Origin of the sequence: Pseudomonas sp. CCI3.1, assembly GCF_034313985.1 — a bacterium.
Taxonomy (GTDB): Bacteria; Pseudomonadota; Gammaproteobacteria; order Pseudomonadales; family Pseudomonadaceae; genus Aquipseudomonas; species Aquipseudomonas psychrophila.
Map to the genome: position 1 here is coordinate 5,364,432 of NZ_JAVIWO010000001.1, position 26,909 is coordinate 5,391,340.

A 26,909-nucleotide genomic window follows, 5' to 3' on the forward strand; every position below is an offset into this window, starting at 1 on the left:
AAAACGGGGGGCCGTGTTCGCAGCCCGAACAATGGGCTTACTGCAAATGGCGGCCGAGACGGCCTTCGATCAGCTTCAGACTGCGTCGTACCACTTCCACGATCAGCAGATACAGCACGGCGGCCCACAGGTACACCTGGAAGTCGAAGCTGCGCGAGAACGCCATTTTGGTGACGCCCATCAAGTCGTAAATGGTCACCAGCGACGCAATGGCACTGGCCTTGATCATCAGGATCAGCTCATTGCCCAACGGGCCGATGGCGACCAGCAGCGATTGCGGCAGCACGATCTTGCGAAAGGCGGTCCAGCGCGACAAGTTCAGCGCCTTGCAGGCTTCACGCTGGCCCTGGGCCACGGACAAGATGCTGCCACGCAGGATCTCGGCCTGATACGCCGCCGTGTTAAGGGTGAAGGCCAGCAGCGTGCAGAACCAGGCATCGCGGAAAAACCACCACAAACCCACGTCTTGCCAGAAGCCCTTGAACGAGCCGAGACCGTAGTACAGCAAAAACAGTTGTGCCAGCAGCGGCGAGCCCCGGAAGAAGTACACGTAGGCGCCGGTAAAGCTGCGCAAAAAGCGGTTGCTGGACAGACGGCCCAGGGCAATCAGCAAGCCGAGCAGGGCGCCGAGGGTGAACGAAATCGCCACCAGCTTGCCCGTCACCAGCAGCCCGTCGATAAAGCGCGGGCCGTAGCGTTCAAGCAGGTCGGGGTTGAGAAACATGTTTTGCAGATCCGCCAGACTCATGGCTGCGCGCTCCGTTGATGGCGGCTGAAGTAGCGTTCAAGGAAGGCAAACAGCCGCCCGGAAATCGCCGAGAAAAACAGATAGCCCAGGCACGCGACGCTGTAGAACAGCATCGGGTCTTTGGTGACGCTGACCGCCAGGTTGGTCTGGCGCATCAAGTCCACCAGGGAAATGGTCGACACCAGCGAGGTGTCCTTGAGCAGTGACAGCCAGTTGTTGGACAGGCCGGGCAGGGCGATGCGTGCCAGTTGTGGCAGCACGACCTTGCGAAAGGTGGTGAATTTGCTCAGGCCCAGAGCCGAGGCGGCTTCGAACTGGCCTTTGGGGATGGTTTTGAACGCACCCAGCCAGATCTCGCTGGAGAAGGCGGCAAACACAAGGCTGAAGGCGACCATCGCGGCCACGAAGGTATTGATCGTGACCTGTGCGTCGTAGCCCATCATGGCGAGGATCTTTTGCGCGGCGATCTGGCAACCGTAGTAAATGATCAGCAGCGTCAGCAGTTCCGGCAAGCCACGGAATACGGTGGAGAACGTGGTTGCCCACGCCCGCACCCAGCGGTTTTTAGAGCGTGCCGCTACCGCCACGGCCAGGCCCAGAGGTAAACCGATAGGCAGGCAGCTCAAGGCCAGGGCAATGGTCACCATGGCGCCTGCGAGCAAAGCCGAGCCCCAGCCGCCACTGGCGAAAGAAAGAAGTGAGAGTTGATCGAGCATGCTCGAATCCCCGGGCAAAATTGGGCCGAAATTCAGCCGCTGCGCACCTTAAGTGCGCAGGGCAGGGTCATTGGCAGGGAAGCCCTCAAACGAGGGCGGGCGACTCAGTAAATGTCGAAGTCGAAGTACTTGCTGGAGATCTTTTTATAAGTGCCATCAGCCACGATTTCATCCAGCGCCTTGTTGAAGCGCTCGCGCAGGGCGTTGTCGTCCTGGCGCACGGCAATGGCCGCATCGGCATTGGTGCCATTGACGTCACCGATGATCTTGCAGCAGTCGTCGCTGGCCTTGTTGATCCATTCCAGCAGCGGGAACTTGTCGGCAATGACGGCATCGACGCGGCCGTTTTTCAGTTCGGCGTTGGCTTCATCAAGCGTCGGGTACAGGTTGAGTTTGGCGCCGGCTTTCTCGTAGTGATCTTCGGCGTAGATACCTTGGGTCGCTGCGCCCTGGGCACCGATGGTGCGGCCCTTGAAGTTGATCTGGGCATCGGTGATGTCAGAGTCTTTGGGTACGGCGATCGACAGCGGGGTGCGGTAGTAGTGATTGGTAAACGCAATTTTCTTTTTGCGTTCATCGGTCACGATCATCGACGCCACGATGGCATCGTACTTTTTCGCCATCAGCCCCGGAATTATGCCGTCCCAGTCCTGGGCAACGATCTTGCACTGCGCGTTCATGCGTTCGCACAGGGCATTGGTGATGTCGACGTCAAAGCCCGATACCGTGCCGTCGGAGTTGGTGGTGTTGAATGGAGGGTAGGCGCCTTCGGTGGCGATAGTCAGCGTGTCGGCGTGCGCGTTGGCTGCAACGGCGGCCACGAGTGCACATGCACTTGCAAAGCGAATGACGTATTTCATCTAGCACCTCGTTTTATTGTTTTGATCCGGGTGAGGATGTGTAGCCCACGAACTCATTGTGTAAGGCCGCGGTTGCCTCAAGACGCTTCTCAACGTCCGGCCCCAGTTGTTTGCACACTTCATTGATCAGCAGATGCACCAGCGACAGCATTGCCGAGGTGGACTCCCAGAACAGGTTGAATTCGGTGGGCACGCGAAACACTTCATTAGCGCTCTGGTCAGCCCAGTCGCAGAAGGTATCGGTGATGAGCGTGACCTCAATCCCTGCTTCACGTGCCTTGCGGCACAACAGCTGGGCATGGCGCGAGTAGCGTCTGGCTTCAAACACCACCAGCGCGCAGTCTTGTGCAGGGCATAGCAGCACGTCGGCGTAATGCCCGGCGGCACCGTCGACCAGTTGCACGCCATCGCGCAGGTATTGCAGCAAATGCACCATGGAGGCGGCGATCCCGCGCTCGGTCTGGAACCCTGCCACAAACACCTTGCGCCGCGTGGCCAGGCGCTGACTGACGGCACGCCACTCAGGCGTAAGGCTGTATTCATAGACCTTGACCAGCGCACCGACTTCAAGCTCAAAACTGCGCGGCAATGCCTGCGGGCTCTGGCTCGATTGCTGGCGGAATTCTTGCAGGCGATCACCGACCAGCCACGGGCCATCGCCCAGGTCGTCCTTGAGATCGTTTTTCAAATCCTTGAAATGGCTGTAGCCCAGGGAGCGGCAAAAGCGCCCGACACTGGATTCGCTGACCCCCAGTTTGCTGGCGATGTCAGCGGCGGTCTGAAAGGGCAGCTCGTACAAATTGGCCAGCATATAGCTGGCAATCGCCCGACCCGAAGGTGCGGCGGTTGACAGACTGCTTTCAAGGCGTTGTTTAATCGGCTGGCTCACGACTGCTTCCTGTTTTTATTTCAGCGCGTTGCAGAAAGTGAATGTTTTCTGTCATTAAGTCAACAATTGACAGAGAACTGTCACCCAAGGATAGTTTGCCACAGACAAAAATAATCAGATTGGAGCGCCAGAATGTCCCAGCCCGTCACCTCCACCCAGTCGCTTTCCCTCGCTGAATTGACCGCCTTGCTGCAAAAAATTTTTGAACGTCACGGCACCTCGCAAGCGGTGGCTCAGGTATTGGCTGACAACTGCGCCCGGGCTCAGCGCGACGGCTCGTACAGCCACGGTGTGTTCCGCATTCCGGGCTACCTGTCTTCGCTGGCCAGTAGCTGGGTTGATGGCCAGGCTGTTCCCGTCGTGGAGGATGTTGCCTCGGGTTTTATCCGGGTGGACGCGGCCGGTGGCTTTGCCCAACCTGCGTTGGCAGCCGCCCGTCAATTGCTGGTCGAAAAAGCCCGCAGTGCCGGGATAGCAGTACTGGCGATTCGTAACTCCCACCACTTTGCTGCGCTTTGGCCGGACGTGGAGCCGTTTGCCGAAGAAGGCCTGGTGGCGTTGAGCGTGGTCAACAGCATGACCTGCGTGGTGCCCCACGGTGCGCAAAAGCCCCTGTTTGGCACCAACCCGATTGCCTTTGCGGCGCCCCGTGCCGAGGGTCATCCGATCGTATTCGATCTGGCGACCAGCGCCATTGCCCACGGCGATGTGCAAATTGCCGCTCGCAAGGGCCATCAGCTGCCTGCCGGTATGGGGGTGGACAAACAGGGTGAGCCGACTGAAGACCCTAAAGCCATTCTCGACGGCGGTGCCTTGCTGCCATTTGGCGGGCACAAGGGCTCGGCGCTCTCGATGATGGTCGAGTTGCTGGCAGCGGCCCTGACCGGAGGTAATTTCTCGTTTGAGTTCGACTGGTCCAAGCACCCCGGTGCGCAAACTCCGTGGACCGGTCAATTGCTGATCGTGATCGACCCGAGTAAATCCGGCGGCAACAGTTTTGCCCAGCGCAGCGCAGAACTGGTGCGTCAGATGCACGCCGTGGGCCTTGAGCGCATGCCCGGCGATCGCCGCTTTATCGAGCGTGCGAAATCATTGGACGAAGGCATCCCGCTGGGCGCTGAAGAGTTGACCAAGTTGCGTGAGCTGGCGGGGTAAGCCGCGTAGGAGCGAGCCTGCTCGCCGGATTGTGTGAGCTTCTTGGGGCTCACTAAAGCGCCCTTGTGGGAGCGAGCCCGTTCGCGAAGGCAGCACAGTGATTGTTCGGACCCACCGCGGCGCATGAATCGCGAGCAGGCTCGCTCCCAAAGGGGGCTTTGGCCAGTAACCAAATTTCTACAGCATTTGAGTATCAGTTGTGAGTTGCGCAGGGTTTTGAGTTTGAGCCCATGCGTGGGATTACAACGCCAAAAACTGTCGGATCAGGTTAGGGGTGCATCCCGTCCAGCGTTTCAGGGCACGGCGAAAGTTTGCCGGGTCGCTGAAGTTGAGGTACTCGGCCACGGCTTCGTGGCTCAGCCCCTTGAACTGATACAGGTACAGCGCCATGTGTTTGCGCGCTTGATCCTGCTGGGCCTGAAAGTGCGTGCCGTGTTTGTTCAGTTTGCGCTTGAGGGTGGCCTGGCTCATTGAAAAGTGCTGCGCCGCCTGCTCAAGACTGGGGGCGTGTTGCGCATTGTTGCGCAAGTACACATACAGCCGGTCAAGCAGGCTGGTGCTGAACCCCAGGCTGAGCAACTGCTCCTGCGCCTGCTGGTACGCCACCTGCCGGGCAATGGCCGAAGCGTTGGGCCAGGGCCGGGTCAGGTATTCGCGGGGCAGGCGCATCATGTCCAGCTGACAACCAAACTGAGTGTTTTCACCCAGATGCACCCAGTACTGCTCCACATAACGTGGCTGCGGATGGTTGAAGCTGCACTCCCACGGCAGGCGCTCACCGCTGAGCCATTGGCTCATGGCCTTCAGCGCCGTCATGCTGGCTTCCAGCACAAAACGCAATTGCTCCCCGGCACCGCAACTGTCGAGCCAGTACACGTAGGCGTACTTGTCGTCCAGCAACAGGCGTGGCGTCAGCAAAGGGCTGAGCAGGGCGCGGTGATGGATCAGGGTTTCCAGTGCCTGATGCAGATTTTGCGCCTGCTGCAGGGCGTGACTGGCCGGGCCGTAGTGCCCCGGCCACAGGCGTTGGCCAAACAGAAAACTGCTGTCATCGGCTTCGAGCAAGCGCTGGGCGTTGGCAATCAGGCCGAAGCATTGCTGTGGGCTGAGACGGGTGTGGCCGGCCACAATATCGTCGTAAAACAACCCGGTGCCGCGCAGCAAGCGATGACTGTCGATGTCTCGTGACAACGCCAGATCAATCAGGGTGGCAGGTTGGTAATGGCCGACAATAAAACGGCTGTCAGATTCGTACCAGTGAGTGTGGCGCGTCATGCGCGTTTGCTCCGTGGCGGCTTGGCTCGAACCAGTGCCAGATTCAGCCGCTTGAGCAACTCATCGGGTGCCTCATCGAGCGCCATCACCACCGCCGTACTGGCTGACAAATACACCCGTTCACCATGCTGGCGGGTTTTGTGGGCCAGGCTTTGAACTGCCTGTTGCAGTTCCAGGGCCAGCAATCGGGCCTGACTTTCACCCGTACCGGGCAGCAGCACGACAAAGCGGTCGCCGGCCAGTCGGCAGAGCAGATCGTGGCGGCGCAGGTTGAGCAGGAGCAGTTGGCTGAGGGCTTGAAGCACGGCATCACCTTCGGGGTGGCCGTAGTGCTGATTGATCGAGGCAAAATCGTCGATATCCAGCGCCAGAAGTGACAGCGGTTGTTGCTGCTCAAGGCTTTGCGCAAGGCAGTCGCTGACCTGGCGCTTGAGGTATTCGGCGCCGCCCAGGGGGGTCAGTTTGTCGAACAGCCGATGCTCGCGAAACACCCGTTCGCGCTTCTCCATGTGCTGGTTGATCGCCTGTTGTTCACGGTGCCAGTGGAACAGTCCGATGGTCAGCAAAATCATGCCGATGGGCATCGGCCCCGATTCCAGCCAGTGATCCCAGCCGATGTGTTTGGGCAGGCGAATGAACTCATCCAGCACGTCCAGCCACCAGGAGAAAAACATAAAGCACAAACCGCTGGCCAGGTAGTTGGTGACCCGTCCGGTGGGTCGGCTTTTAAGCACCAGCCCCAGCCAGAACAGCATAAACAGAGCCGTGCCCCCTTCACCGACGATGTCCAGCCAATGCCATTCGCTGAAGGCCTTGGGCGTGCCGAAAGCCAGGTTCAGCCACACGGCCATATTGGCCGCCAACAGCAGCAAGCCGAGCTTGTAGCGATGGTGTTTAAGGACGTTGAGCCAAGTCATCACAGTTCTACCAAAACGTATTGCCGGTCAGCAAAACAGAGGTGTGTGACAGCTGTGTGACGGGTTGTGCGGGTCGAATCAGCTCAGGTGTCTTGTGCAAAAACCTTGAACATTCACCTGTTTGACCGTGGGAGCGGGCTTGCTCGCGATGCAGGCGACGGGGTGGCTCAGTTGCACCGTGTTGATGCTATCGCGAGCAAGCCCGCTCCCACAGGGTGCGGGGTAGCTGACGCGGGTCATATCAGCTCAATTGCCTTCAAAGTGCCGCTCAAAAGGCTCTGTTTCGGGGTTTCAGCCAAACACTGTCACAGCGTTGTCATCCACCAACCCTAGCGTTCGCTCCCAAGTTGTCGGGCCATTTGCCCGGCCTGAAGTGCGATTTTGGGGGAGGACAAACATGTACAAGTCTCGCAGCAAGGCGCAGTGGGTCGGCTTTACCGTCAGTGCATTGGCCCTGGCAATCGCCAGTGAGCGCCTGAGCGCCGCTGAGGCATCGACCATTGGCGCCACCGAACACGTAGAAGTGGTCGGGCAGGCCGTCAGCCTGGACAAGGCGCTCAAGCAACAGCGCAGTTCGGACAACATCGAGAGCGTGGTGCATGCCGATGGCGTGGCGCAGTTGCCGGACGCTAACGTCGCCGAGGCGGTACAGCGCTTGCCAGGTATCAGTATTGAGCGCGATCAGGGCGAAGGTCGTTTTGTCAGCGTACGGGGCCTGGGGCCTGACCTGAACAGCGTGACCATCAACGGCACGCTGGTGCCGTCGCCGGAGAGCGCCCGCCGCGCCGTGGCCCTGGACGTTTTGCCGTCGGAACTGGTGCAGTCGCTGTCGGTGATCAAGACCCTGACACCGGACATGGATGCCAACTCACTGGGTGGCACGGTCGATGTCGAGAGCTTGTCCGCGTTCGACCACAAAGGTCTGTTTTATACGGGCAGCACTGAGGCCGGTTACAACAAGAACAGCCATCAGACCAGCCCCAAGGTGTCTGGCGCCATCAGTGATCGTTTCAGTCTCGGCGACGGTGTCGACAACTTTGGTGTCGCGGCCGCATTGAGCTGGAACAAGCGCGATTTTCGCTCTGACAACGTAGAGACCGGGGGCGACTGGGACTTCAGTGACGGCGCGCGCCTGAACAGCTTCGAGCAGCGGGTCTATGAAATCAGCCGCGAACGCACCGGTGGCGGTCTGAACTTTGACTACAAGCCCGACGACGACACCAGCCTGTACCTGCGCACGCTGTACAGCCGCTTCGAGGACAACGAAACCCGCAACTCCACCAGCTTTGAGTTTTCCGATCCCCAGGCCGAGGGCGAGGTGGGTAAAACCAAGACCAAGCGCAAGCTTAAACAGCGCGAGGAAACCCAGGAAATCCAGTCTTACGTGTTCGGCGGCGAACGCATGATGGGCCTGTGGACCCTCAGTGGGCAGGCCGGTTACAGCGAGTCCAGCGAAGACAACCCGGGAGGCATTGCCGGGGCGACCTTCAAAGGTGATTCGAGCATCGGTAACGGTGGTTTCTACGACACCGAAAAACCGCGCCCCATCATCGGCGCAGGCTTCTATGACCCGGCCAACTTCAGCCTCGACAAGGTGGACTGGCAAGAGCAGCACACCAAGGACACCGAGAAAAATATCCGCCTGGACCTGGCCCGTGACTACGACGTGCAGGGTTATGCCTCCCAGGTCAAATTCGGCGGCAAGGTCAGTCGGCGCAACAAGGACAACGACCTCAATGCCTGGACGTACAAGGACTTTTCGGATCTGGGCTTCAGTGACGAACAGCTCAACCTCGAGCAGTTCAACAAGGGCAACCTGCACTACAACCTTGGGCGGTTCGGCCCGGGCATCAGCGGGGGTGCGATCAAGGATCTGATCGGCGGATTGAACCGCGACGACTTCTATAACGAGCAAGACTCGCGGGCCAATGACTTCACCATGCGCGAAGACATCAACGCGGCCTACCTGATGAACACCGTCGATATCGATGACTGGCGCTTCATTGCCGGCATGCGCTACGAGGGCACCGAGTTCGAAGCCAAGGGCACGGGCGTGCGCAATGGCGTTTTCGAAGATCAGGACACCCGGCGTGATTACCATCACTGGTTGCCCGGCCTGCATGCGCGTTATCAATTGGCGAAAAACACCCAGGTGCGTGCGGCCTGGACCAACGCTGTGGTGCGCCCGACCTTTGGTCAACTGGCCCCGGGTTTTGTGATCGAAGATGACAAGGCCGAGTTCGGCAACCCTAATCTCAAACCGCTGGAGTCGAGCAACTTCGACCTGGGCATCGAGCACTTCATGGGGCAGGCGGGCACGGTGTCGGCGTTCCTCTTCTACAAAGACATCAAGAACTTCGTCTACAACAACGACCTGGCCGGCAGTGGCGAGTGGGTCGACTTCACTGAAGCCCACAGTTATGCCAACGGCGACAGCGCCAAACTCTACGGACTGGAACTGGCCTATTCGCAAAAATTCGACTGGCTGCCAGCGCCCTGGAACGGCGTGATCCTGGGTGCTAACAGCACGTTCAGCCGCTCCAGTGCGAGCATCAAGGGCGTCGATGCGGCAACCGGGGCAACCCTCAAGCGCGACATCGATTTGCCGAATCAGTCCAACACCGTCGGCAACCTGATGCTGGGCTGGGAAGACGACAAGCTGAGCCTGCGCCTGTCCGCCAACTACAAGTCGGACTACCTCTACGAGTTGGCGGGAGTCAACGACAAAGCCCATGACACCCATGTCGATGCCCAGACTTTTGTGGACTTCAGCGCCCGCTATTCGCTGACCAAAAACCTGCAAATCAAGTTCGACGCCCAGAACCTGACGGACCAGCCGTACTTCGTCTACAGCGGCAACAGTCGCTACAACAACCAGTACGAAGAATACGGCCCGACCTACTCCGTGGGCCTGACCTTCACCCATTTCTAAACGTCCGCAGCCTCTTGTGGGAGCGAGCCTGCTCGCGAAGGTCGTAAGCGATGCCGAGGCCATCGCGAGCAGGCTCGCTCCCACTGAAAGACCGTGCTTTTTTTGAACAGCATTCAGGATTGATCACTCATGTTTAAACGCAAACCCCGACTACTGCCCTTGCTGGTGTGCCTGACCGCAGGGAGCGTGCAGGCGGCCACTGAAGTCGCCGCTCCGGCATTGCAGCAATGGTCCACCAGCAAGGCCCAGGCGTTGAGTTACTTGCCAAACGGGACGGGCGACGAACGCCTGGCCGTGAGCAAGCGCGAAGGTTTGTTGTTGCTCGATAAACAGGGCAAAACCTTGAGCCGGGTGCCCGGGGTGTTTGCCGGCCTGGACAGCCGTGCGCTGGGGGATCAGGTCCTGGTAGCCAGCAACGACAAGGACAAACAGCAAGTGGCGCTGTTTAGCCTCGACCCCAAGACCCATCAATGGCAAGCCCCGACGTACTTGCCCGCCCGTGACTATTCGGTTGAGGGGGTGTGCCTGTACCAGGATGACGCGAGCAACATTTACCTGTTCACCGTGGGCGAAGAAGGCAAGGGCGAGCAGTGGCTGGTAGCTGCGGACAGCCAGCGCTTGGCTTCACCGCTACGGGTGCGCAGTTTGCCGTTGCCGCCGCAAGCGAAGTTCTGTCAGGTGGACGATGCCGCACAGAACGTGTTCGTCAACGAAGAAAATGTCGGCTGGTGGGCTTACCCGGCGCACGCCGAAGCTGACGTTGAGCGCGTCCCGGTGGCGATGGTCGAGCCCTTCGGCAATGTGAAAAAAAGTGCCGGAGCAATGGCACTGGTACCGGGCGGGATGCTCGGGCTTGATCCCGAAGCGGCGCAGCTGAATCTGTATCAGCAGCAGGGCAAGCGTTGGTCGCCTGTGGCCAGCCTGGCGCTGGCTGGAGTGGTCGAGCCTGAGCATCTGGCGCTGCGCCAAACACCCCAGGGCCTGCAACTGCTGGTGCAGGACGGCGCCAGCAACAGACTGTTCGAAGGCCTTCTGGGCTGGCAGGCCAGTGCGGTGAATGTGCCGCTGGTATTGGCCAGCGTAAAACCTGCGGTGCAAACCGAGGTGGTGATGAGCCAGGGCGACGCGGCGGATGACCCGGCGATTTGGGTTCACCCGCAGGCGCCGGCCCTGAGCCGTGTACTGGGCACCAATAAGCAGCAGGGGCTTGAGGTGTACGACCTTCAGGGCAAGCGCGTGCAGCATTTGCCGGTTGGGCGGCTTAACAACGTCGATGTGCGCCCGGGCTTCGAGCTGGGCGGGCGCACTGTGGATCTGGCCGTGGCGACCAATCGCGATCACAACAGCCTGAGCCTATTCAGCATTGATCGCACCACGGGTGAGGTGCAGGAGGCGGGCGAGATCGCCACACCGGTTTCAGATATCTACGGCCTGTGCCTGTTCAAGGCGCCGTCGGGCGAGATCTACAGCTTTGCCAACGACAAGGACGGCACCTTTGTGCAGCACCGCTTGTTTGCCAAGGGCAACAAGGTCGAGGGCGAACTGGTGCGCCAGTTCAAGGTGCAGACCCAGCCTGAAGGCTGTGTGGCGGATGACCGCGGCCAGCGCCTGTTTCTCGGGGAAGAAGACGTGGCGGTATGGGCGGTGGATGCCCGTCCTGACCAGCCGGCAACGCTTACCAGCGTGATCAAGGTGGGTGAGCAGGTGCATGACGACATCGAGGGCATGGGGCTGTATCAAACCGAAAAAGACAACTACCTGGTGATCTCCAGCCAGAGCAACGACAGCTATGTGGTGGTCGATGCCGAGCCACCTTACGCCGTGCGTGGCGCTTTTCGGGTGGGGGTGAATGCCGCAGCGGGGATTGATGGCGCGTCAGAGACCGATGGGCTGGAGGTGACGTCGGCCAATCTCGGTGGCCCCTGGAGCAAAGGCATGCTGGTGGTGCAGGACGGTCGCAAACGCATGCCCGAGCAAGCGCAAAACTTCAAGTACATCCCCTGGAGCGAGGTGGCCAAGGCGTTGCACTTGCCATAACCCGGTCATCTGAATGCTTTTCAATCCCTCAATCGCGGATCAATGGAGTAACAACATGTACGCAACCATGGAACACATGACGATATGGGGCCTGATCAGCGACGCGAGTCTGCTGGTCAAAGGCGTGATGCTGACCCTGCTGCTGGCCTCGCTGTTGAGCTGGTTTTTGATTGTGCGACGCAGCGCCATTTTGCGTCGCAGCGAGCGCGACATGGACAATTTTGCGCAGCGGCTCCGGGCTCAGGGCGAGCTGAATGCGCTGTACCGTGAAAGCCGCGATGCCAGTCATGAAGACGCCGGTGCCGAGCAGGTATTTGTCGCCGCTTACACGGAGTACGCCCAGCTCAAGCAGCAACCCTCGGTGGATGCCGAAGGCGTGATGCAAGGAGTTGAACGGGCGCTGTATGTGGCCATCAGCGAGCAGGAAATCCGTCTGGAAAAAGGCCTGCAGTTTTTGGCCACCGTGGGTTCGGTCAGCCCCTACATCGGCTTGTTCGGCACCGTGTGGGGGATCATGAATTCCTTTATCGGTCTGTCCCAGGTGCAGCAGGCGACCCTGTCCACTGTGGCCCCGGGCATTGCCGAAGCCTTGATCGCAACCGCCATTGGCCTGTTTGCCGCGATCCCGGCGGTGATTGCCTATAACCGCTTCTCGGCCCGTGGCCAGACCCTTCTGACCCGTTATTACAGCCTGGGCAACGAAGTGCAGATGCGCTTGTACCGCAACCTGCATGCCGGTTCGCGGAACATGTCTGCCGTCGCTTGAAAGGGAGTTTGAACATGCTTGCTCGACCACAGCGCAAACACGGGCCCAAGGCCGAAATGAACGTAGTGCCTTACATCGACGTGATGCTGGTGCTGTTGGTGATCTTTATGGTGACTGCGCCGATGCTGACCCAGGGGGTGAAAATCGAACTGCCTAAAGTCGCCAGCGAAGCCTTGGTTAATGACAGTCAGCAAAAAATCCTGACGCTGTCGGTCAAGGCCGAGGGCGGTTACTACTGGAATCTGGGCAGCGAACTGGACACCAAAAACCAGACCGACAGTGCCGTCAGCCTTGAAGAGTTGCAGGCCAAGGTCGGGCAGGTGGTGGCGCAAGACAGCGACACCCAGGTGTATATCCACGCCGACAATGAAGCGGGCTATGGCAGTGTGGTCAAAGCCATGGCGGCTTTGCAGCAGGGCGGCGTCACTCACCTGGGGCTGGTGACCGAGGCCCCGCAATGACTGGCACCTTGATGCACGGAGCGCTGGCGCACGCGCAGCCGTTGCCTTGGACCCGGCTGTGGCACAACAGCCAGGCCGTGGTGGTGAGCGTTGCCCTGCACAGCGCCGTGGTGGCTTTTCTGGTGCTGGGCTGGAGCATGGAGCAATCAATGCCAGAGCCTGCGCAGTCGACGCTCAAAACCCGGCTGGTGATGTTGCCCGCCGAACCGCTCGCGGCACCCCCTGCGCCTGAACCTCTGCCGGTGGTAGCGCCTGCGCCCGTGGTTGAGGCTAAACCCGAGGTGGTAAAGCCTAAAGTGGACCCGCAGTTACAGGCGCGCAAACTGGAACAGGCGGCGCTTGCGCGCAAACGTGTGGAGGAGCAGAAACAGGCGCAAGTGGAGCAACAAAAAGCCGCGCAGGTTGAGGTTCAGCGCCAGCGAGCGCTGGCCGAAGCTTCGGCGCAGCAGGCCCGTGTGGCAGCAGATAACGCCAGGCGAGCGCAACAGGCGGCAGCGGCAGCGGATGTGCGCCAATACCTGCCCATCAGCAAGCAAGCCCCGGATTACCCGCAGCGGGCACTGGACAAGGGCATTGAGGGTGATTGCACGGTGGAGTATTCGGTGACCCCGCAAGGCAAGGTCGACAACCCCAAAGTGGTGGGCAACTGCCATCCCGCGTTTATCCGGCCGTCACTGGTGGCGGCGGCGACCTTCCGTTATCAACCTCGGATGGTCGATGGTCAGGCCGTGACCGTACCGGGGGTGCGCAATACCTTTCACTACAAGATCCAGTAACGTGTGCAGGAAGTATTCGTAGCAGCTGCCGAAGGAACGAGGCTGCGTCCGGCGGCGAAGCCGTCGTAAAGTCGGACTCATCCTTGTGTCAGGCAGACCTGATGTTTCGGGTTTGCGATTGCTTCGCAATCGGACGCAGCCTCGTTCCTTCGGCAGCTGCTACAAGGTTACCTACCCTGGGCCTTGACAGGCATCAAGGCCCATCGCTTGTTCCTGGCCTATGCTCCACGGGTTTTCAAGCATAAGGAACTGGCCATGAATGCGCCTGCAACCACCCCGACGCCTGCTACGGCAAAAGCGAAACTCCCCATAGGCCTGGTGATTGCGGTCCTGGTGATGATCGGCATTTTGCTGTTGCCATTGCCTGCCGACTTGCCGGTGGCGGGTCATCGCATGCTGGCGATTCTGGCATTTGCAGTGGTGGTATGGATCACCGAAGCGGTGTCGTACGAAGCCAGCGCCATCATGATTACGTCCTTGATGGCGTTTTTGATCGGCATGGCGCCGACCCTGGCAGATCCGTCAAAGCTTTACGGCACATCGGCCGGTATCACCATGGCCCTGACCGGGTTTTCCAATGCCGCCCTGGCGTTGGTAGCGGGTGCGTTGTTTATCGCCGCGGCCATGACTCACACCGGCCTGGACCGGCGCATTGCCCTGGTGACCCTGTCGCGCATCGGCACCAGCACCCGGCGCATTTTGCTGGGGGCAATTGCCGTCACCATCTTGCTCAGCTTGGTGGTGCCCAGCGCCACGGCCCGCAGTGCGTGCGTGGTGCCAATCATGATGGGGGTGATCCTGGCGTTTGGCGTGGACAAACGCTCCAACATTGCAGCCGGGATCATGATTGTCGTGGCCCAGGGCACCAGTATCTGGAACGTAGGCATTCAAACGGCGGCCGCGCAAAACCTGCTGACCGTGGGCTTTATGGACAAAATGCTCGGGGCGCGGGTGAACTGGCTCGACTGGCTGATCGCCGGTGCGCCGTGGGCCATCATCATGTCGGCCGTGTTGCTGTTTGTGGTGCTTAAACTGCTGCCACCGGAAAGCGACAGCATTCCCGGCGGCAAGGAGGCGGTCGAAAAGTCACTGGCAGAACTGGGCCCCATGACCGGGCCGCAGAAACGCCTGATGGGTGTGTCGATAGCATTGCTGCTGGCGTGGGCCACTGAAGGCAAACTCCACAGTTTTGACACCACCTCGACCACTTATGCCGGGCTGGTGTTTTTGCTGTTGCCGCGATTTGGCGTCATGACCTGGAAAGATGTGCAGTCACGTATCCCGTGGGGCACGGTGATCGTGTTCGGGGTCGGGATCAGCCTGGGGACCGCGCTGCTGACCACCCAGGCCGGGCAATGGCTGGGCACGCAGGTGGTGGCCAATACCGGTCTGGATCAGGTCGGTCCGGTGGGGATTTTTGCGATTTTGGGGGCTTTCCTGATCTTGATTCACTTGGGCTTTGCCAGTGCCACCGCGCTCACCTCGGCACTATTGCCGATTTTGATTGCGGTGCTGCAAACCTTGCCGGGTGAATTCAACCGCCTCGGCATGACCATGTTGTTGGGCTTTGTGGTCAGCTACGGGTTTATCCTGCCGATCAACGCGCCGCAGAACATGGTGTGCCTGGGCACGCAAACCTTTACGGCCAAACAGTTTGCCAAGGTCGGGTTGATCGTGACTGCAGTGGGGTACTTGCTGATGCTGCTGTTCGCCACAACGTACTGGAGCTGGTTGGGCTGGATGTGATACCGATTTGTAGTCGCTGACGAGGCACGAGGCTGCGATGGGCTGCGCAGCGGCCCCGGCGTTTGAAGGTCCTTCGGCCCTTATCGCAGCCTCGTGCCTCGTCAGCGACTACAGGTCTGGCTGTTCAGTTGCCGCTTTCGCTGCGCCCGCCGCTGCTGACTTCCGCCGGTACATCTTCACCCGCCATGCGCTTGCGAAACAGCGAGGTCCGGGCCAGCAGCAAGGTGGTCACGGGTACGGTGATGGACAGCAGGATCGGCATCAGCCAGGCATGCAGCACCGGGGTCGATTTAAGCGCAGAAAAGTACAGGATCGACGCCAGCGCCACACCCCACGCACCAATGGTCGAAGCCAAAGCAGGGGGGTGCATGCGCTGAAAGAAGTCCTTGAGGCGCAACAAGCCGATGGCCCCGCACAAGGCAAACAGGCTGCTGAGCACCAGCAGCAGGGCCACCGGTATTTCGATCCAGAGCGACAACTCGCTGACGCTATTCATTCGATCACCTCGCCACGCAGCAGGAATTTGGCCAGCGCAAAAGAACCGACAAAGCCAAACAGGGCAATCAGCAGCGCGCCTTCAAAGTAAGTGTCACTGGCATAGCGGATGCCCAGCACCAGCATCATCAACATGGCCAGGATATACAGATAGTCCAGTGCCAGAACCCGGTCCTGGGCCGAGGGGCCCTTGAACAGGCGGATCACGGTCAGGACCATTGCCAGGCTGAAGATAAACAGGCTGAGCAAGATGGCATTGGAGAGCAGGGCACTCATTCAAAGATCTCCATCAATGGGCGTTCGTAGGCAGTTTTGAAGTGCTCTATAAACTTCGCATCGTCATCCAGATCGAACACGTGCAGCAACAGCACGCTGCGATCCAGCGCCAGTTCCGACCAGATGGTGCCGGGCACCACGGTGGTGATCATCGACAAGGCTGCAAGGCCGTTGGCATCACGCAAATCCAGGGGGATTTTGACAAACCGCGAGCGTGGCGGATTTTTGCCAGCCCGCAGTACACCCCAGGCCACTGCAATGTTGGACAGCACGACATCGCGGCCCACCAGAAAGAACAGCTTGATGATCACCCACGGATGACGAATGCGCACAGGCAACGGCCGCAACGGTGCGAACATCAGTGGCGCCAGAATGGCCAGTGCCGCACCTAGCAGCAGGTTGCCAGCACTCAGCGACAGGTTGAGCAACAGCCACAGCATCCACAATGCGAGGGACAGCCAGGGAGCAGGGAATAGACGCTTCATGGCTGCACCTGTGGCATGGAGGCCGCCTTGGCCTGCGGGCTTGGAACCGGGCGGGTGCCGATAACGGCCATCACGTAACGCTCGGGGTTATTGAGGGTGTCTGCAGCAGCCTGGGTGTAACGCAACACCGGCTCGGCCTTGAACGTCAGCAGCACACACAGCCCGAGCAGTAACACGATGGGCAGGCATTCGATGCGGCGCAAGATGGGCGACGGGCGCTCAAGGGGCGTCCAGAAACGCTGGATGCCCATGCGTGAGAAGGCAATCAAAGACGCTAGCCCCGAGAGAATCAACAACGCCAGCAGGCACCAGGCCGCCGTAGAAATCGGCGTATCCGTGGCATTGCCCAGGCCTAGCGGATTAAGCAGGGCGTTGAGCAAGCTGAGTTTGCCGATAAACCCGGACAGCGGCGGCATGCCGATAATCAGCAGGGCACAGGCAATAAAGCTCAACCCCAAAAAGGCCATGGTCCAGGGAATGATCTGGCCCACAACCACTTTTTGTTCGTCGTCGAGGTTGCTGCCACGCGGCGGCGGAGTGACGGTCAGGCTCGGCTGGGGTTCCGCATCGTCTTCGAGCACCAGGTCGGCCGAGGAGCGCGAACGCTCGATCAGCTCGGCCAGCAGGAAGAGCGCACTCAGGGCCAGGGTCGAGCTGATCAGGTAGAACAGCGCGGCGGCGGTCAGGTTGGGTTGGGCGAAACCTACTGCCGACAACAGGATGCCTGCGGAGACCAGGATGCTCAGGCTGGCCATGCGCTCCAGTCGCTGGGCGGCAAGGATGGCAATGCCGGCACAGACAATGGTCGCCATACCGCCATAGATCAGCCAGTCGCCCGCAAAGTACGCCGAGGCCCCGGCTTGCCCGGAGAACAGCAGGGTCCACAAGCGCAACACGGTGTAGATCCCGACCTTGGTCATGATCGCGAACAGGGCCGCAACCGGGGCACTGGCCGACGAATAGGCAGGCACCAGCCAGAAGTTCAGCGGCCACATGCCGGCCTTGGCTAAAAAGGCCACCGCCAAAATGGCCGTGCCCGCATGCAGCAAGCCACGATCCGCTTCAGGCACCAGAGGGATTTTCAGCGCCAGGTCAGCCATGTTCAGCGTGCCGGTGACGCCATAGATCAAGGCCGCGCCAATCAGGAACAGTGAAGAAGCCAGCAGGTTGATCGAAATGTAATGCAACCCCGCAGACACCCGGGTCTTGCCCGAGCCGTGGAGCATCAAACCGTAAGAGGCGGCCAGCAGCACTTCGAAAAACACGAACAGGTTGAACAGGTCGGCGGTCAGGAAGGCCCCGTACAGCCCCATCAACTGGATCTGGAACAACGCATGGAAGCTGGCACCGGCGCGGTCCCAGCGGGCCATGGCGAACAGCAGGGCGCAGATGGCGATGATGCCGGTCAGGACCAGCATCAGGGCGCTCAAGTGGTCGACCACCAGGGCAATCCCGAAGGGCACTTGCCAGTTGCTGGGCAGGTACACGCCAATTGAGGCCGGAATGGCCTGATGACGGGTCCACAGCAACAGCATCACAGAGATGCCCAGGCCGAGCAGGGTTGAGATCAGGTTGATCCGGGCTTTGAGTGGACGGTGTTTTTCGCCCAGCAACAGCATGCAGGCTGCGGTCAGCAACGGTAGCAAAATGGGTGCGACGATCAGGTGCGGCATCAAATTCATTCTTTAGGCTCCCGGCCATCAACGTGGTCGGTACCGGTCAGGCCCCGAGAGGCCAGCAAGACCACCAGGAACAGCGCGGTCATGGCAAAACTGATGACGATTGCGGTCAGCACCAGAGCCTGGGGCAATGGGTCGGTGTAATTAAGCAAATCCTGGGGCACGCCGTTCTTGATTACCGGCTCCTTGCCGATAAACAGGCTGCCCATGCTGAAGATGAACAGGTTGACACCGTAGGACAGCAGGCACAGGCCCATGACCACCTGGAAGGTTCGCGGACGCAGAACCAGCCAGGTGCCCGATGCGGCCAGTACTCCGATAGCAATGGCGATGACTTCTTCCATCAGGCGGCTCCTTCTTTAGTGGCAAGAGCGGATTGAGGGGCAGGCAGCGGGGCAAGCTGATTGCTCGGGCGATGGGCCCGCACAGACTGGTGAGCCAGTGCCGTGAGGATCAGCAGGGTCGCACCGACCACCACCGCATAAACGCCGATATCGAAGAACAGGGCGCTGGCCACATGGATATCGCCCAACAGCGGCAAGCTGAAGTGCGCGGTGTGGGTGGTCAGGAATGGGTAACCCAAGGGGATTGCGCCCAGCCCGGTCAGGGTCGCGCACAACAGCCCGGTGCCCATCCAGCGCAAGGGGCGCAGGCTCATTTGCGCTTCGACCCACTGTGTGCCGGCAACCATGTATTGCAGGATAAACGCGACCGACATCACCAGGCCTGCAACAAAGCCGCCGCCTGGTTGGTTATGGCCGCGCATGAACAGGTACATGGACACCACAAAGGCAATCGGCAGCAGCAAGCGCACCAGCACTGCCGGCACCATCATAAAGCCCAGTGCGGTATCGCTGGCGCTGCGGGGGTTGACCAGGTCGGTCATCACGTCCTTGGCCAAGAGCCGCTGCTGTGCAGGGAGTTGCATGCTTTCTTTGGAAGGGCGGAAGCGACGCAGCAGGGCGAATACCGTCAGTGCCACAGCGGCCAGAACGGTGATTTCACCCAGAGTGTCGAAGCCACGGAAATCCACCAGCATCACATTCACCACATTGCTGCCGCCGCCTTCAGGCAGCGCCCGGCTGAGGTAGAACGAAGAAATGTCGTTGGGGGTCTGGCGTGTCAGCATCGCGTAGGACAGCAACGCCATGCCGCCACCCACTGCCGTAGACAGCAGCAAGTCGCGCAAACGACGGATCTGCGCCTTGCGCAGGGTGCCCGGCAGTGGCGAGACTTCTTCGATACGGCGTGGCAACCAGCGCAGGCCCAGCAGTATCAGCACCGTGGTCACGACCTCGACCACCAGTTGGGTCAAGGCCAGATCCGGCGCCGAGAACCATACAAAGGTGACGCAGGTCATCAGGCCGCACACGCTGACCATCGTCAGGGCTGCGAGACGGTGGTACTTGGCTTGCCAGGCGGCGCCCAGTGCACAGGCAATCGCCAGCAGCCACAGGGTGATGAAGACAATCGAACCCGGTATTTTCGGGCGATCGCCCCAGCTCAGGCCGCTGTAGAACATCGGGATCAGCCCGGCAATCACGGCAACCAGAATCAACAGGAACAGCTGGGTTTGCAGGCGCTGGGTGCTGATGCGTCGTTCAAGCCGGCGCGCGCCGCGCATGATCACTACCAGGCTGCGCTCGAAGAAACGCTTGCCATTGAAGAACTTGCTCAGCGGCGGGTACGGGAAGCGACCGAGCTTGAGCTGTTTGCGCAACAGCACATACAGCAAGATGCCGCCGGACATGGCGATCAGGCTCATGATCATCGGTGCATTCAGGCCGTGCCAGATGGCCAGGCTGTATTCGGGCAACTCGCCCCCTACCACCGGTTGTGCGGCGGCGGCGAGCAGCGGGCCGACGGTTTGTGCCGGGAAAATCCCTACCATCAGGCAGGTGAATACCAGCAGCTCGACCGGGGCGCGCATCCAGCGTGGAGGCTCGTGCGGAGTGTGTGGCAGGTTGGTCGCAGGCGGGCCGAAAAACACGTCCACGGTAAAGCGAAGGGCGTAGGCCACGCTGAACGTGCCGGCGATGGTCGCAATGACCGGCAGGGCGATTTCGACCCAGGCCGTGGAGTTGATGAACACGGTTTCAGCAAAGAACATCTCTTTGGACAGGAAACCGTTCAGCAGCGGCACCCCGGCCATCGAGGCACTGGCCACCATGGCCAGGGTTGCGGTGTAGGGCATGAGCTTGAACAGGCCGCTGAGCTTGCGAATGTCACGGGTGCCGCTCTCGTGGTCGATGATCCCGGCCGCCATGAACAGAGAGGCTTTAAACGTTGCGTGGTTAAGGATGTGGAACACCGCGGCAACGGCCGCCAGCGGGCTGTTAAGGCCCAGCAGCAGGGTAATCAGGCCCAGGTGGCTGATGGTCGAATAGGCCAGCAGGCCTTTAAGGTCATTTTGAAACATCGCGCAGTAAGCGCCCAGCACCAGGGTGCAGGCACCGGCGCCGCTGACAATCCAGAACCACTCCTCACTGCCCGACAGGGAGGGCCAGAGGCGAGCAAGCAGAAACACCCCGGCCTTGACCATCGTTGCCGAGTGCAGATAAGCCGATACGGGGGTGGGCGCCGCCATGGCGTGGGGCAGCCAGAAGTGAAACGGGAATTGCGCACTTTTGCTCAGGGCGCCGATCAGGATCAGGGGGAGCAGGATTGGATACAGACTGTGGGCGCGGATCTTGTCGCCCGCCGCGAGCACGGCATCCAGATCATAGCTGCCGACGACATGGCCAAGCAGCATGACCCCCGCCAGCAGACACAACCCCCCGGCGCCAGTGACCATCAGCGCCATATAAGCGCCGCGTCGGGCATCCGAGCGGTGGTGCCAATAACCAATCAGCAAGAATGAAAAGAGGCCGGTCAGCTCCCAGAAAAATACGATCTGGATCAGATTGCCCGACAGTACCAGGCCGAGCATGGCACCCATAAACGCCAGGAAAAACGCAAAGAAGCGCGGAACCGGGTCTTCAGGTGACATGTAATAGCGGGCGTACAGCGACACCAGCGTGCCGATGCCAAGCACCAGAATCGAGAACAGCCAGGCGAATCCGTCCAGGCGCAGGACAAAATTCAAGCCGAGACTGGGCAGCCACATGAACTCTTCACGAATGACGCCGCCGTGGGCGATTTGCGGATAGAGCATGGCTACTTGAACAGTACCGATCAAAGCAATAAGACCGGCCAACAGTGATTCACTGTTACGTGCGTTATGCGGCAAAACAGCCGCCAGACAGCTGCCAACGAAGGGCAGAAGCAGTAGAACTATCAGGGACATAGGCTTCTAATCTGCAGGAGTTTGTAAGCGATCATACGTGGCGAGTTGCAGATCACCAACAGCGAACCTGTGGCTGAATCCTACAAAGTCTGTCGATAACCGGTCAGGTTTCCTACAGTTCTCTCCTTGTATAACCGCTTATAAGTAAAAAATCGTACCGGTTCACAGGCGTGCAGTTCTAATCGCAGGCTTGGTCGCCTTGCTTTTCCTCACGCTCTTCGAGCTTGTTACCTTTTGTTTTTAACTCACTCACGATCACCGCTGCAACAATCAATGCCGCGCCAAGCAATGCAATGCCAGGCAATCGCTCCCCCGCAAGACGCCCGGCGATGCCGGCCCAGACCGGTTCACCCGCATAAATAAGGGTGGCACGGGTAGGTGAAACACTCTTCTGAGCCCAATTCATCGCAACCTGAATGGCCGCGCTGGCAGCGCCCAAGCCAACGGCACTGGCTAACAATAGCCATGAAAAGTCAGGAATGGCTTCTTGAGTTGGCACAATCATCAAGAATGCCAGAATAGACGCTGTGCTGAGTTGAACGATGGTTACCCGACGCACGTCGACTTTGCCTGCATAAGCACTGATCAGAATGATTTCGGCCGCTATGGCAATGGCGCTGATCAGCGTGGCGATCTCCCCCGGGCTGAAATCCAGGGACGCACCGCTCGGACCGGACAACAACATCAGCCCGGTAAAGGCCAGCATGATCCCCAGGCTGGGCATCAAACCGGGCCTGCGCCCCAGCACCAGCCACTGCAGCAGAGGCACGAAGGGGACGTAAAGCGCGGTAATGAAGGCTGACTGGCTACTAGGGATGGTCTGTAGGCCAATGGTTTGCAAGCCGTAGCCAAGCATGATCGAGACACCGATAAACATACCCGCCTTGAGCTCGAACAGCGTAATACCGCGCAGACTGCGAAGTGAAAACAGAGAGACGATGACCGCCGCCGCCGCAAAGCGCAGGCCTACAAAAAACATCGGTCCGCTCGCCGTCAGTGCATGCTGCACCAATAGAAAGGTGACGCCCCACACCATGGTGATCAGGATCAGCACGCACTCCGCTTTACTGAAGCGGGAGGTCAAAGACAGCAGTCTGGTAAGTTTCAATGGCGTCGCAACCTTGCGTGCTATAGGACAGGAGACGCACAATGCGTCAAAGCTGGGCAGTATACTGCGCAGCCCCACAAGGTGAGCAATATAGTGCCCAAAGAAAATTCGCAACGTGCTTCGGTTTTGCAGCACGTCAGTCAAAACGTACGACGCCTCAGGCTGCTTTCGCACCTGAGCCAAAGCACATTGGCAGAACTGTCCGGCGTGAGTCGGCGAATGCTGGTCGCTATCGAGGCGGGCGAAAAGAACGTCAGCCTGAGCACCCTTGACCGAGTTGCAGAGGCGCTGAACGTAGCCTTCAGCGATCTGATCCAGGCCCCGGGCTCACCAGACCCGAGCCGCATCAACGAAGTGGCCTGGACGGGCACGAAGCCGGGCAGCAAAGCCGTACTGCTGTCCAAAGCCACCGCCACCCGCGAAGTCGAGCTTTGGGAGTGGACGTTGGAACCGGGAGAGGAATACCACTCCCAGGCAGACGCCGAAGGCTGGAGCGAACAACTCTACGTATTCGAAGGCTGCCTGACCCTGGTGATGGACGAAGAGGCGCTACGTTTTAGTGCGGGAGAGTTCTACATGTACGCCAGCAACCGACCCCATGCCTACCGCAACGAAGGCGAGGGGATATTGCGGTTTGTGCGCAATGTCGTGATCTGAAAACCCGTGCCAGAGAAATAACTAAAAATTATTAGAATTCAGGGGGTTGCCAGCTTCAACCTTCTAGTACATAATGCGCGCCATCAGCCCGGGGGCAACTACCTGGAGCGCTGAAGAATCAAATAGTTGTAGCGATAAGTCGCAGTAACACACTCTTGTTTTTGATGTTTCTCAGAAGCCTCAAGCACAATTGGCCGAATAGCAAAATGGTTATGCAGCGGATTGCAAATCCGCCCACGCCGGTTCGATTCCGGCTTCGGCCTCCACATTCGAAAGCCCCGCAGATTACGGTCTGCGGGGTTTTTTATTGGGCGCAGGAAAGTGAAGTGTTCCATTACTTTGGGCATGGTGTTCCATAACTAATTCACTTTGTGGGCTTGGCGATGGCTCCGATACGTCGGTAAACCCGTTCCGTAATCCCTTCTTTTGAGTGCCCAAGAAGCGCGCTCGCCTCCGAAATATCTGCAATTTCCGACGCAGCCTTTGGCCTGATATCGCGAAACTGAAATTGCATGATCCGCTTTGCTTCCTCCTCTGATCCCGATGCTCTTGCCCTGTCAGCGGCAAGCAATCGAGTGGCGTCCCAGCGGTTGCGCATCATTTGCCAGGACACCCTCACACCGCTTTTACTGAGAATGAAATAAGGCGAGGTGTGAGCAGCATTGCGCTGCATTATTTGGTCAAGCAACAGCCCGAGACTGCTGCGGCCGATACTGGTGTTCAAGTGAATGCGAAGGCGCTTGCCCGTCTTGCCTTGTCTTACCAGCAGAAAATCCCCAGCCATGTCGTCGCGGCGCATCGCCAAAACATCTGCCGGGCGTTGCCCTGTCAGATAGGCTAAGTCCATTGCGTCCTGAACTTCTTGTGGTGCGCAGCCATAAACGGCTGCCCATACTTCGTCATTGGCGTAATAGTCCCTGGGCTTCTCTTTGTTCTTGCGAACACCAAGGCACGGATTCTCCTGTCGAGTTAATCCCCACTCCCTGGCAATGTTGAATACATGCGAGAGCAAAGCGAGCTCTCTATTGGCTCGAGTCTTGGCAGATCGGGCATCGCGGTATTGGGCGACCATAGACGGCGATATCGCATCAATAGGCGCATCATCAAATACCGCTCTCAGTTGGCGAAGTTCGGCAGCATTGTCTTTTTGCGTCCTTGGGGCCTTCTTTGGAATGATGTCTCTGGCGTATCGATCAAATATCCCTCTCATTACAAGCAGGTCTAAAGGTTTTTCTTTCGACTCCAGTTCGGCCCACTTCATACGGGCCTGGTTAATATCCTTGCCCAGCGGAATGTCATGGCCCGTTGCATCGCGGTAATAGTAAGCCGTCCACACTTTCCCGTTTTTACGCAGGCGCGTGCGCTGATACATCCTTGGCGGCAGGTGTTGGTTTGCGGTTTTGCGAGGGCGCATTTCAACTTACTCGAGAAAAGTCAGGGGTCCAGGTAGGAGCTGGTGGTGGGGGTTGGGCTGCCAGTGTTGGCGAAATTATTCCGAGCTTCATGCGGGCGAACATCCGGCCAACGAGAGGGCGACCACCGCGACTTTCGATAAAGACCCAGTTGTGAGCCTTGAGCCATTGACGCTGGTAGCTGCGGTGTTTGTAGCCGGTAAGGTCGGCCAGCTCTTCCTCTGAGAGGATTTCAGTTTCCACCTTCAACTCCTATGTGTATGAAGTACGTAAATGACAATCGAAAACCTGGCCACAATCTTGAGTGCCGCTCCGGCGAAGGCTTCGATCAGGTGAGTTATTGATTCCCTATCGATAAAAAGGGTGGGGCAAGAAAAGCTACACAACGGTGCCAATCAGTACGCACAGGCAAAACTGTTTGAATCTGACTGGGTTAATTGAGTGGGTGCAGAGCTGCATACAGCCCTAGAGGTGGCAGTCGGTGATGGTTTTGAGGTCATGATTAGCATCTGGCTGCCCTCTGCAGGGCAAGGGCTGCATGGTGAGGGCTGTGATTCGTAGTGCTTTGGTAGGCTCTTGTCCGACATATAGCCAGTGCTTGGGAGGTCGGGTTCAGATGGGGGCGGGCTTCTGGGTAGAATTGCCGCAACTTCAAGTTCTACTGCGGTGTTATTGCCCTGTTTTGATAAGAGCTAGGGCGTCGCATTCCTGTGTACATCAAGTTTGAAGCATGTACGCGGTGCTGGTCACGTGGTGGAATTTTGATAATGGTCTGGGTGTAATCAAGCTGGTTGGGACATTTTGCCATCATAGGCAGTAGAATCAGCCCGCTCGCTGGAAAGGCTACTTACAGACTGTCCTTGATGCGAATGAGGTAAATTGCCCTGCTTTTTAGTCGTACTGCCGCGCTTGGTAGACGTTTTTCCCATTTTCAAGGACGTAGCTCGGAATGCATGAGACTCTGAAAATAAAAATTGACTTTGTGAAGGAGCGTAAGCGGCCGGCTGAAATTTTTCAGGCTATGAGCAGTTACATAGAGGCGTACGAAGCAATAGGCCAGGTCATGGTGCGCAGCTTCGATACGCAGAATGAATTCGCACTCAGGCTCGAGGATGTCGAGACCGGTTCAATTGCAAGTCGACTAAAGGCAGTCCCTGGGCGACTCAAGGGGTGGTGCGAAACCGCCGTCTTCGAATCGAGTATGAAATTAGCGGAGAGCATCGGTGACCTTGAAAGTACTACTACCGAAGAAGAAGTAAATCAGCTTGCTTCGGAGGTTGAAACGGAACTCGCTAAGTTCAACGTTGAGCAGATGGTTGCTCCCCAAATTGATCGGAAAGCATTTGCTTATGCATTACATAAACTCTCGGAAGCTAACAAGCGGCTGCTTCCTGAAGAGAGCGCATCTGCTAGTATAGTTGAGACTGAAAACGTCACTGCAATCAACACGCACTGGAGGTTTAATGCGAATCCCAAGGAAATGTTTCTAGGGGTAACCGAAACTAAGATGTGTGCGGATAAGTTGTATGTTCGAGCGCCAGTCAATATTGGTAAAGGCGCTTGGTCGATGCTCAGTGCAAGTACAAACAGCCGCTACAACGCTAAGATTGTTGACGCAACATGGCTTGATCAGTATCAAGATGGTTTGATACCACCAATTGGTCCCAAAGATGTTATGGAGGCAGAGATTTTACTTGAAATATATACACCGCCTCCTGGAAAAGGAAAGCCCTTCGTTTCGAGTGCGAAAATCGTAAGGGTTCTGCAAATCCACCGAGATGTCGGACTACAGCATGAAACCAAACCCCTCTTCTAAAGAACGAAGCACAATGTGGGCGGAGCTTTTTTCCGAGTATATTTTCATCGTTACTCCTTTTGTATTCTTGGTAGCGATAAAGTTATATGCTTACTCTTGGAGGGATATCCTGTTGGCCCCTGACTGGTCACTTGTGTCTTGTATAGTTTTTGGCCAGATCGCAGTAAAAATGTCGAGATCTGCTATCAAATATAGAAATGCCAATGACTCGCAATTCGGTCTTTATTCGGCAATACGATTTTTCTTTGTGGCTATGTCGTTACTGATTTACTTTGGTATGGTTGCTCAGCCAGGTATATACCTTGGTTGTGGTCAGCTTGTACTGTTCTTGATGGCAAGTTTCTTTCACTTCAAAGATGGTCTGGCTGCCAGGATTCTTGAAGGGCATACCAAGCCCTAGAAGTATGGCCGGAAATA

At 58.4% G+C, this 26,909-nt stretch carries 25 protein-coding genes and 1 tRNA gene; 11 read left to right on the plus strand and 15 right to left on the minus strand.

Annotated features, from left to right (window positions below):
* Window positions 1-37 precede the first annotated feature (37 nt).
* From RGV06_RS24695 to RGV06_RS24710, 4 genes are all read right to left on the minus strand, one after another.
* Window positions 38-748 (minus strand): ABC transporter permease, encoded by a 711-nt coding sequence (locus RGV06_RS24695; RefSeq protein WP_019829054.1) that lies wholly within the window; start codon window positions 746-748, stop codon window positions 38-40.
* Window positions 745-1,464 carry an ABC transporter permease gene (locus tag RGV06_RS24700; protein ID WP_046810349.1) on the minus strand — a complete coding sequence of 240 codons (720 nt, stop codon included), beginning with the start codon at window positions 1,462-1,464 and terminating at the stop codon, window positions 745-747. Before RGV06_RS24700 ends, RGV06_RS24695 begins: the two co-directional genes overlap by 4 nt.
* A gap of 104 nt (window positions 1,465-1,568) precedes the next feature.
* Entirely contained in the window at window positions 1,569-2,324 is a 756-nt protein-coding gene (locus RGV06_RS24705) for a transporter substrate-binding domain-containing protein (protein WP_019829056.1), read from the minus strand.
* 13 nt (window positions 2,325-2,337) lie between these two features.
* The gene (locus RGV06_RS24710) at window positions 2,338-3,213 is read right to left on the minus strand and encodes a MurR/RpiR family transcriptional regulator (protein ID WP_019829057.1); all 876 of its coding nucleotides are present in this window, start codon (window positions 3,211-3,213) and stop codon (window positions 2,338-2,340) included.
* Window positions 3,214-3,345: 132 nt separating this feature from the next.
* Here RGV06_RS24710 and RGV06_RS24715 point away from each other — a divergent pair, with 132 nt between their 5' ends.
* Entirely contained in the window at window positions 3,346-4,368 is a 1,023-nt protein-coding gene (locus RGV06_RS24715) for an Ldh family oxidoreductase (RefSeq protein ID WP_322151676.1), read from the plus strand.
* 240 nt (window positions 4,369-4,608) lie between these two features.
* Here the strand turns inward: RGV06_RS24715 and RGV06_RS24720 are convergent, their stop codons facing one another.
* On the minus strand, window positions 4,609-5,643 hold the full coding sequence (locus RGV06_RS24720; RefSeq protein WP_046810232.1) for an AraC family transcriptional regulator: 1,035 nt from the start codon (window positions 5,641-5,643) through the stop codon (window positions 4,609-4,611).
* Window positions 5,640-6,560 carry a GGDEF domain-containing protein gene (locus tag RGV06_RS24725; protein ID WP_019829061.1) on the minus strand — a complete coding sequence of 307 codons (921 nt, stop codon included), beginning with the start codon at window positions 6,558-6,560 and terminating at the stop codon, window positions 5,640-5,642. Before RGV06_RS24725 ends, RGV06_RS24720 begins: the two co-directional genes overlap by 4 nt.
* Window positions 6,561-6,957: 397 nt before the next feature.
* Here RGV06_RS24725 and RGV06_RS24730 point away from each other — a divergent pair, with 397 nt between their 5' ends.
* The 6 genes from RGV06_RS24730 (at window position 6,958) to RGV06_RS24755 (ending at window position 15,278) form a co-directional block, all read left to right on the plus strand.
* A complete protein-coding gene (locus RGV06_RS24730; RefSeq protein WP_198822523.1) occupies window positions 6,958-9,492 on the plus strand; it encodes a TonB-dependent receptor in 2,535 nt (844 codons plus the stop codon).
* Between the two features lie 129 nt (window positions 9,493-9,621).
* Window positions 9,622-11,529 (plus strand): phytase, encoded by a 1,908-nt coding sequence (locus tag RGV06_RS24735; RefSeq protein WP_322151679.1) that lies wholly within the window; start codon window positions 9,622-9,624, stop codon window positions 11,527-11,529.
* Between the two features lie 55 nt (window positions 11,530-11,584).
* Window positions 11,585-12,295 carry a protein TolQ gene (tolQ, locus tag RGV06_RS24740; RefSeq protein WP_322151681.1) on the plus strand — a complete coding sequence of 237 codons (711 nt, stop codon included), beginning with the start codon at window positions 11,585-11,587 and terminating at the stop codon, window positions 12,293-12,295.
* A 14-nt stretch (window positions 12,296-12,309) separates the two neighbouring features.
* On the plus strand, window positions 12,310-12,756 hold the full coding sequence (gene tolR / locus RGV06_RS24745; protein ID WP_322151682.1) for a protein TolR: 447 nt from the start codon (window positions 12,310-12,312) through the stop codon (window positions 12,754-12,756).
* Window positions 12,753-13,532 (plus strand): energy transducer TonB, encoded by a 780-nt coding sequence (locus RGV06_RS24750; protein WP_322151684.1) that lies wholly within the window; start codon window positions 12,753-12,755, stop codon window positions 13,530-13,532. The genes tolR and RGV06_RS24750 overlap by 4 nt, the downstream gene beginning before the upstream one ends.
* Window positions 13,533-13,787: 255 nt before the next feature.
* The gene (locus RGV06_RS24755; protein ID WP_048352017.1) at window positions 13,788-15,278 is read left to right on the plus strand and encodes a DASS family sodium-coupled anion symporter; all 1,491 of its coding nucleotides are present in this window, start codon (window positions 13,788-13,790) and stop codon (window positions 15,276-15,278) included.
* Between the two features lie 124 nt (window positions 15,279-15,402).
* Here RGV06_RS24755 and RGV06_RS24760 read toward each other — a convergent pair whose 3' ends face one another.
* From RGV06_RS24760 to RGV06_RS24790, 7 genes are all read right to left on the minus strand, one after another.
* Window positions 15,403-15,774, minus strand: coding sequence for a Na+/H+ antiporter subunit G (locus tag RGV06_RS24760; protein WP_322151686.1), 372 nt, complete (start codon window positions 15,772-15,774; stop codon window positions 15,403-15,405).
* Window positions 15,771-16,049: a K+/H+ antiporter subunit F gene (locus RGV06_RS24765; RefSeq protein ID WP_016780538.1), complete on the minus strand. Its 279-nt coding sequence runs from the start codon at window positions 16,047-16,049 to the stop codon at window positions 15,771-15,773. The genes RGV06_RS24760 and RGV06_RS24765 overlap by 4 nt, the downstream gene beginning before the upstream one ends.
* Window positions 16,046-16,534, minus strand: coding sequence for a Na+/H+ antiporter subunit E (locus tag RGV06_RS24770; RefSeq protein WP_019829079.1), 489 nt, complete (start codon window positions 16,532-16,534; stop codon window positions 16,046-16,048). The genes RGV06_RS24765 and RGV06_RS24770 overlap by 4 nt, the downstream gene beginning before the upstream one ends.
* Window positions 16,531-18,216 carry a monovalent cation/H+ antiporter subunit D gene (locus RGV06_RS24775; protein WP_019829080.1) on the minus strand — a complete coding sequence of 562 codons (1,686 nt, stop codon included), beginning with the start codon at window positions 18,214-18,216 and terminating at the stop codon, window positions 16,531-16,533. Before RGV06_RS24775 ends, RGV06_RS24770 begins: the two co-directional genes overlap by 4 nt.
* Window positions 18,213-18,557, minus strand: a complete 345-nt coding sequence (locus tag RGV06_RS24780) for a Na+/H+ antiporter subunit C (RefSeq protein WP_019829081.1) — start codon at window positions 18,555-18,557, stop codon at window positions 18,213-18,215. Before RGV06_RS24780 ends, RGV06_RS24775 begins: the two co-directional genes overlap by 4 nt.
* A complete protein-coding gene (locus tag RGV06_RS24785; protein ID WP_322151689.1) occupies window positions 18,557-21,499 on the minus strand; it encodes a monovalent cation/H+ antiporter subunit A in 2,943 nt (980 codons plus the stop codon). Before RGV06_RS24785 ends, RGV06_RS24780 begins: the two co-directional genes overlap by 1 nt.
* A 178-nt stretch (window positions 21,500-21,677) precedes the next feature.
* The gene (locus RGV06_RS24790; protein ID WP_416194586.1) at window positions 21,678-22,631 is read right to left on the minus strand and encodes a DMT family transporter; all 954 of its coding nucleotides are present in this window, start codon (window positions 22,629-22,631) and stop codon (window positions 21,678-21,680) included.
* Window positions 22,632-22,700: 69 nt separating this feature from the next.
* Here RGV06_RS24790 and RGV06_RS24795 point away from each other — a divergent pair, with 69 nt between their 5' ends.
* Window positions 22,701-23,264: a helix-turn-helix domain-containing protein gene (locus tag RGV06_RS24795; RefSeq protein ID WP_046810223.1), complete on the plus strand. Its 564-nt coding sequence runs from the start codon at window positions 22,701-22,703 to the stop codon at window positions 23,262-23,264.
* 192 nt (window positions 23,265-23,456) lie between these two features.
* Window positions 23,457-23,530, plus strand: a tRNA-Cys gene (locus RGV06_RS24800).
* A gap of 98 nt (window positions 23,531-23,628) precedes the next feature.
* Here the strand turns inward: RGV06_RS24800 and RGV06_RS24805 are convergent.
* Both RGV06_RS24805 and RGV06_RS24810 read right to left on the minus strand, forming a co-directional pair.
* Window positions 23,629-24,678, minus strand: coding sequence for a tyrosine-type recombinase/integrase (locus tag RGV06_RS24805; RefSeq protein ID WP_322151691.1), 1,050 nt, complete (start codon window positions 24,676-24,678; stop codon window positions 23,629-23,631).
* Between the two features lies 1 nt (window position 24,679).
* Complete coding sequence (locus tag RGV06_RS24810; protein WP_322151693.1) at window positions 24,680-24,919, minus strand: DUF4224 domain-containing protein; 240 nt, start codon at window positions 24,917-24,919, stop codon at window positions 24,680-24,682.
* Between the two features lie 706 nt (window positions 24,920-25,625).
* On the opposite strand from RGV06_RS24810, the gene RGV06_RS24815 reads away from it, so the two are divergent.
* A complete protein-coding gene (locus RGV06_RS24815) occupies window positions 25,626-26,492 on the plus strand; it encodes a hypothetical protein (RefSeq protein ID WP_322151695.1) in 867 nt (288 codons plus the stop codon).
* On the plus strand, window positions 26,470-26,892 hold the full coding sequence (locus tag RGV06_RS24820) for a hypothetical protein (protein WP_322151696.1): 423 nt from the start codon (window positions 26,470-26,472) through the stop codon (window positions 26,890-26,892). The genes RGV06_RS24815 and RGV06_RS24820 overlap by 23 nt, the downstream gene beginning before the upstream one ends.
* The last annotated feature ends 17 nt before the right edge of the window (window positions 26,893-26,909 follow it).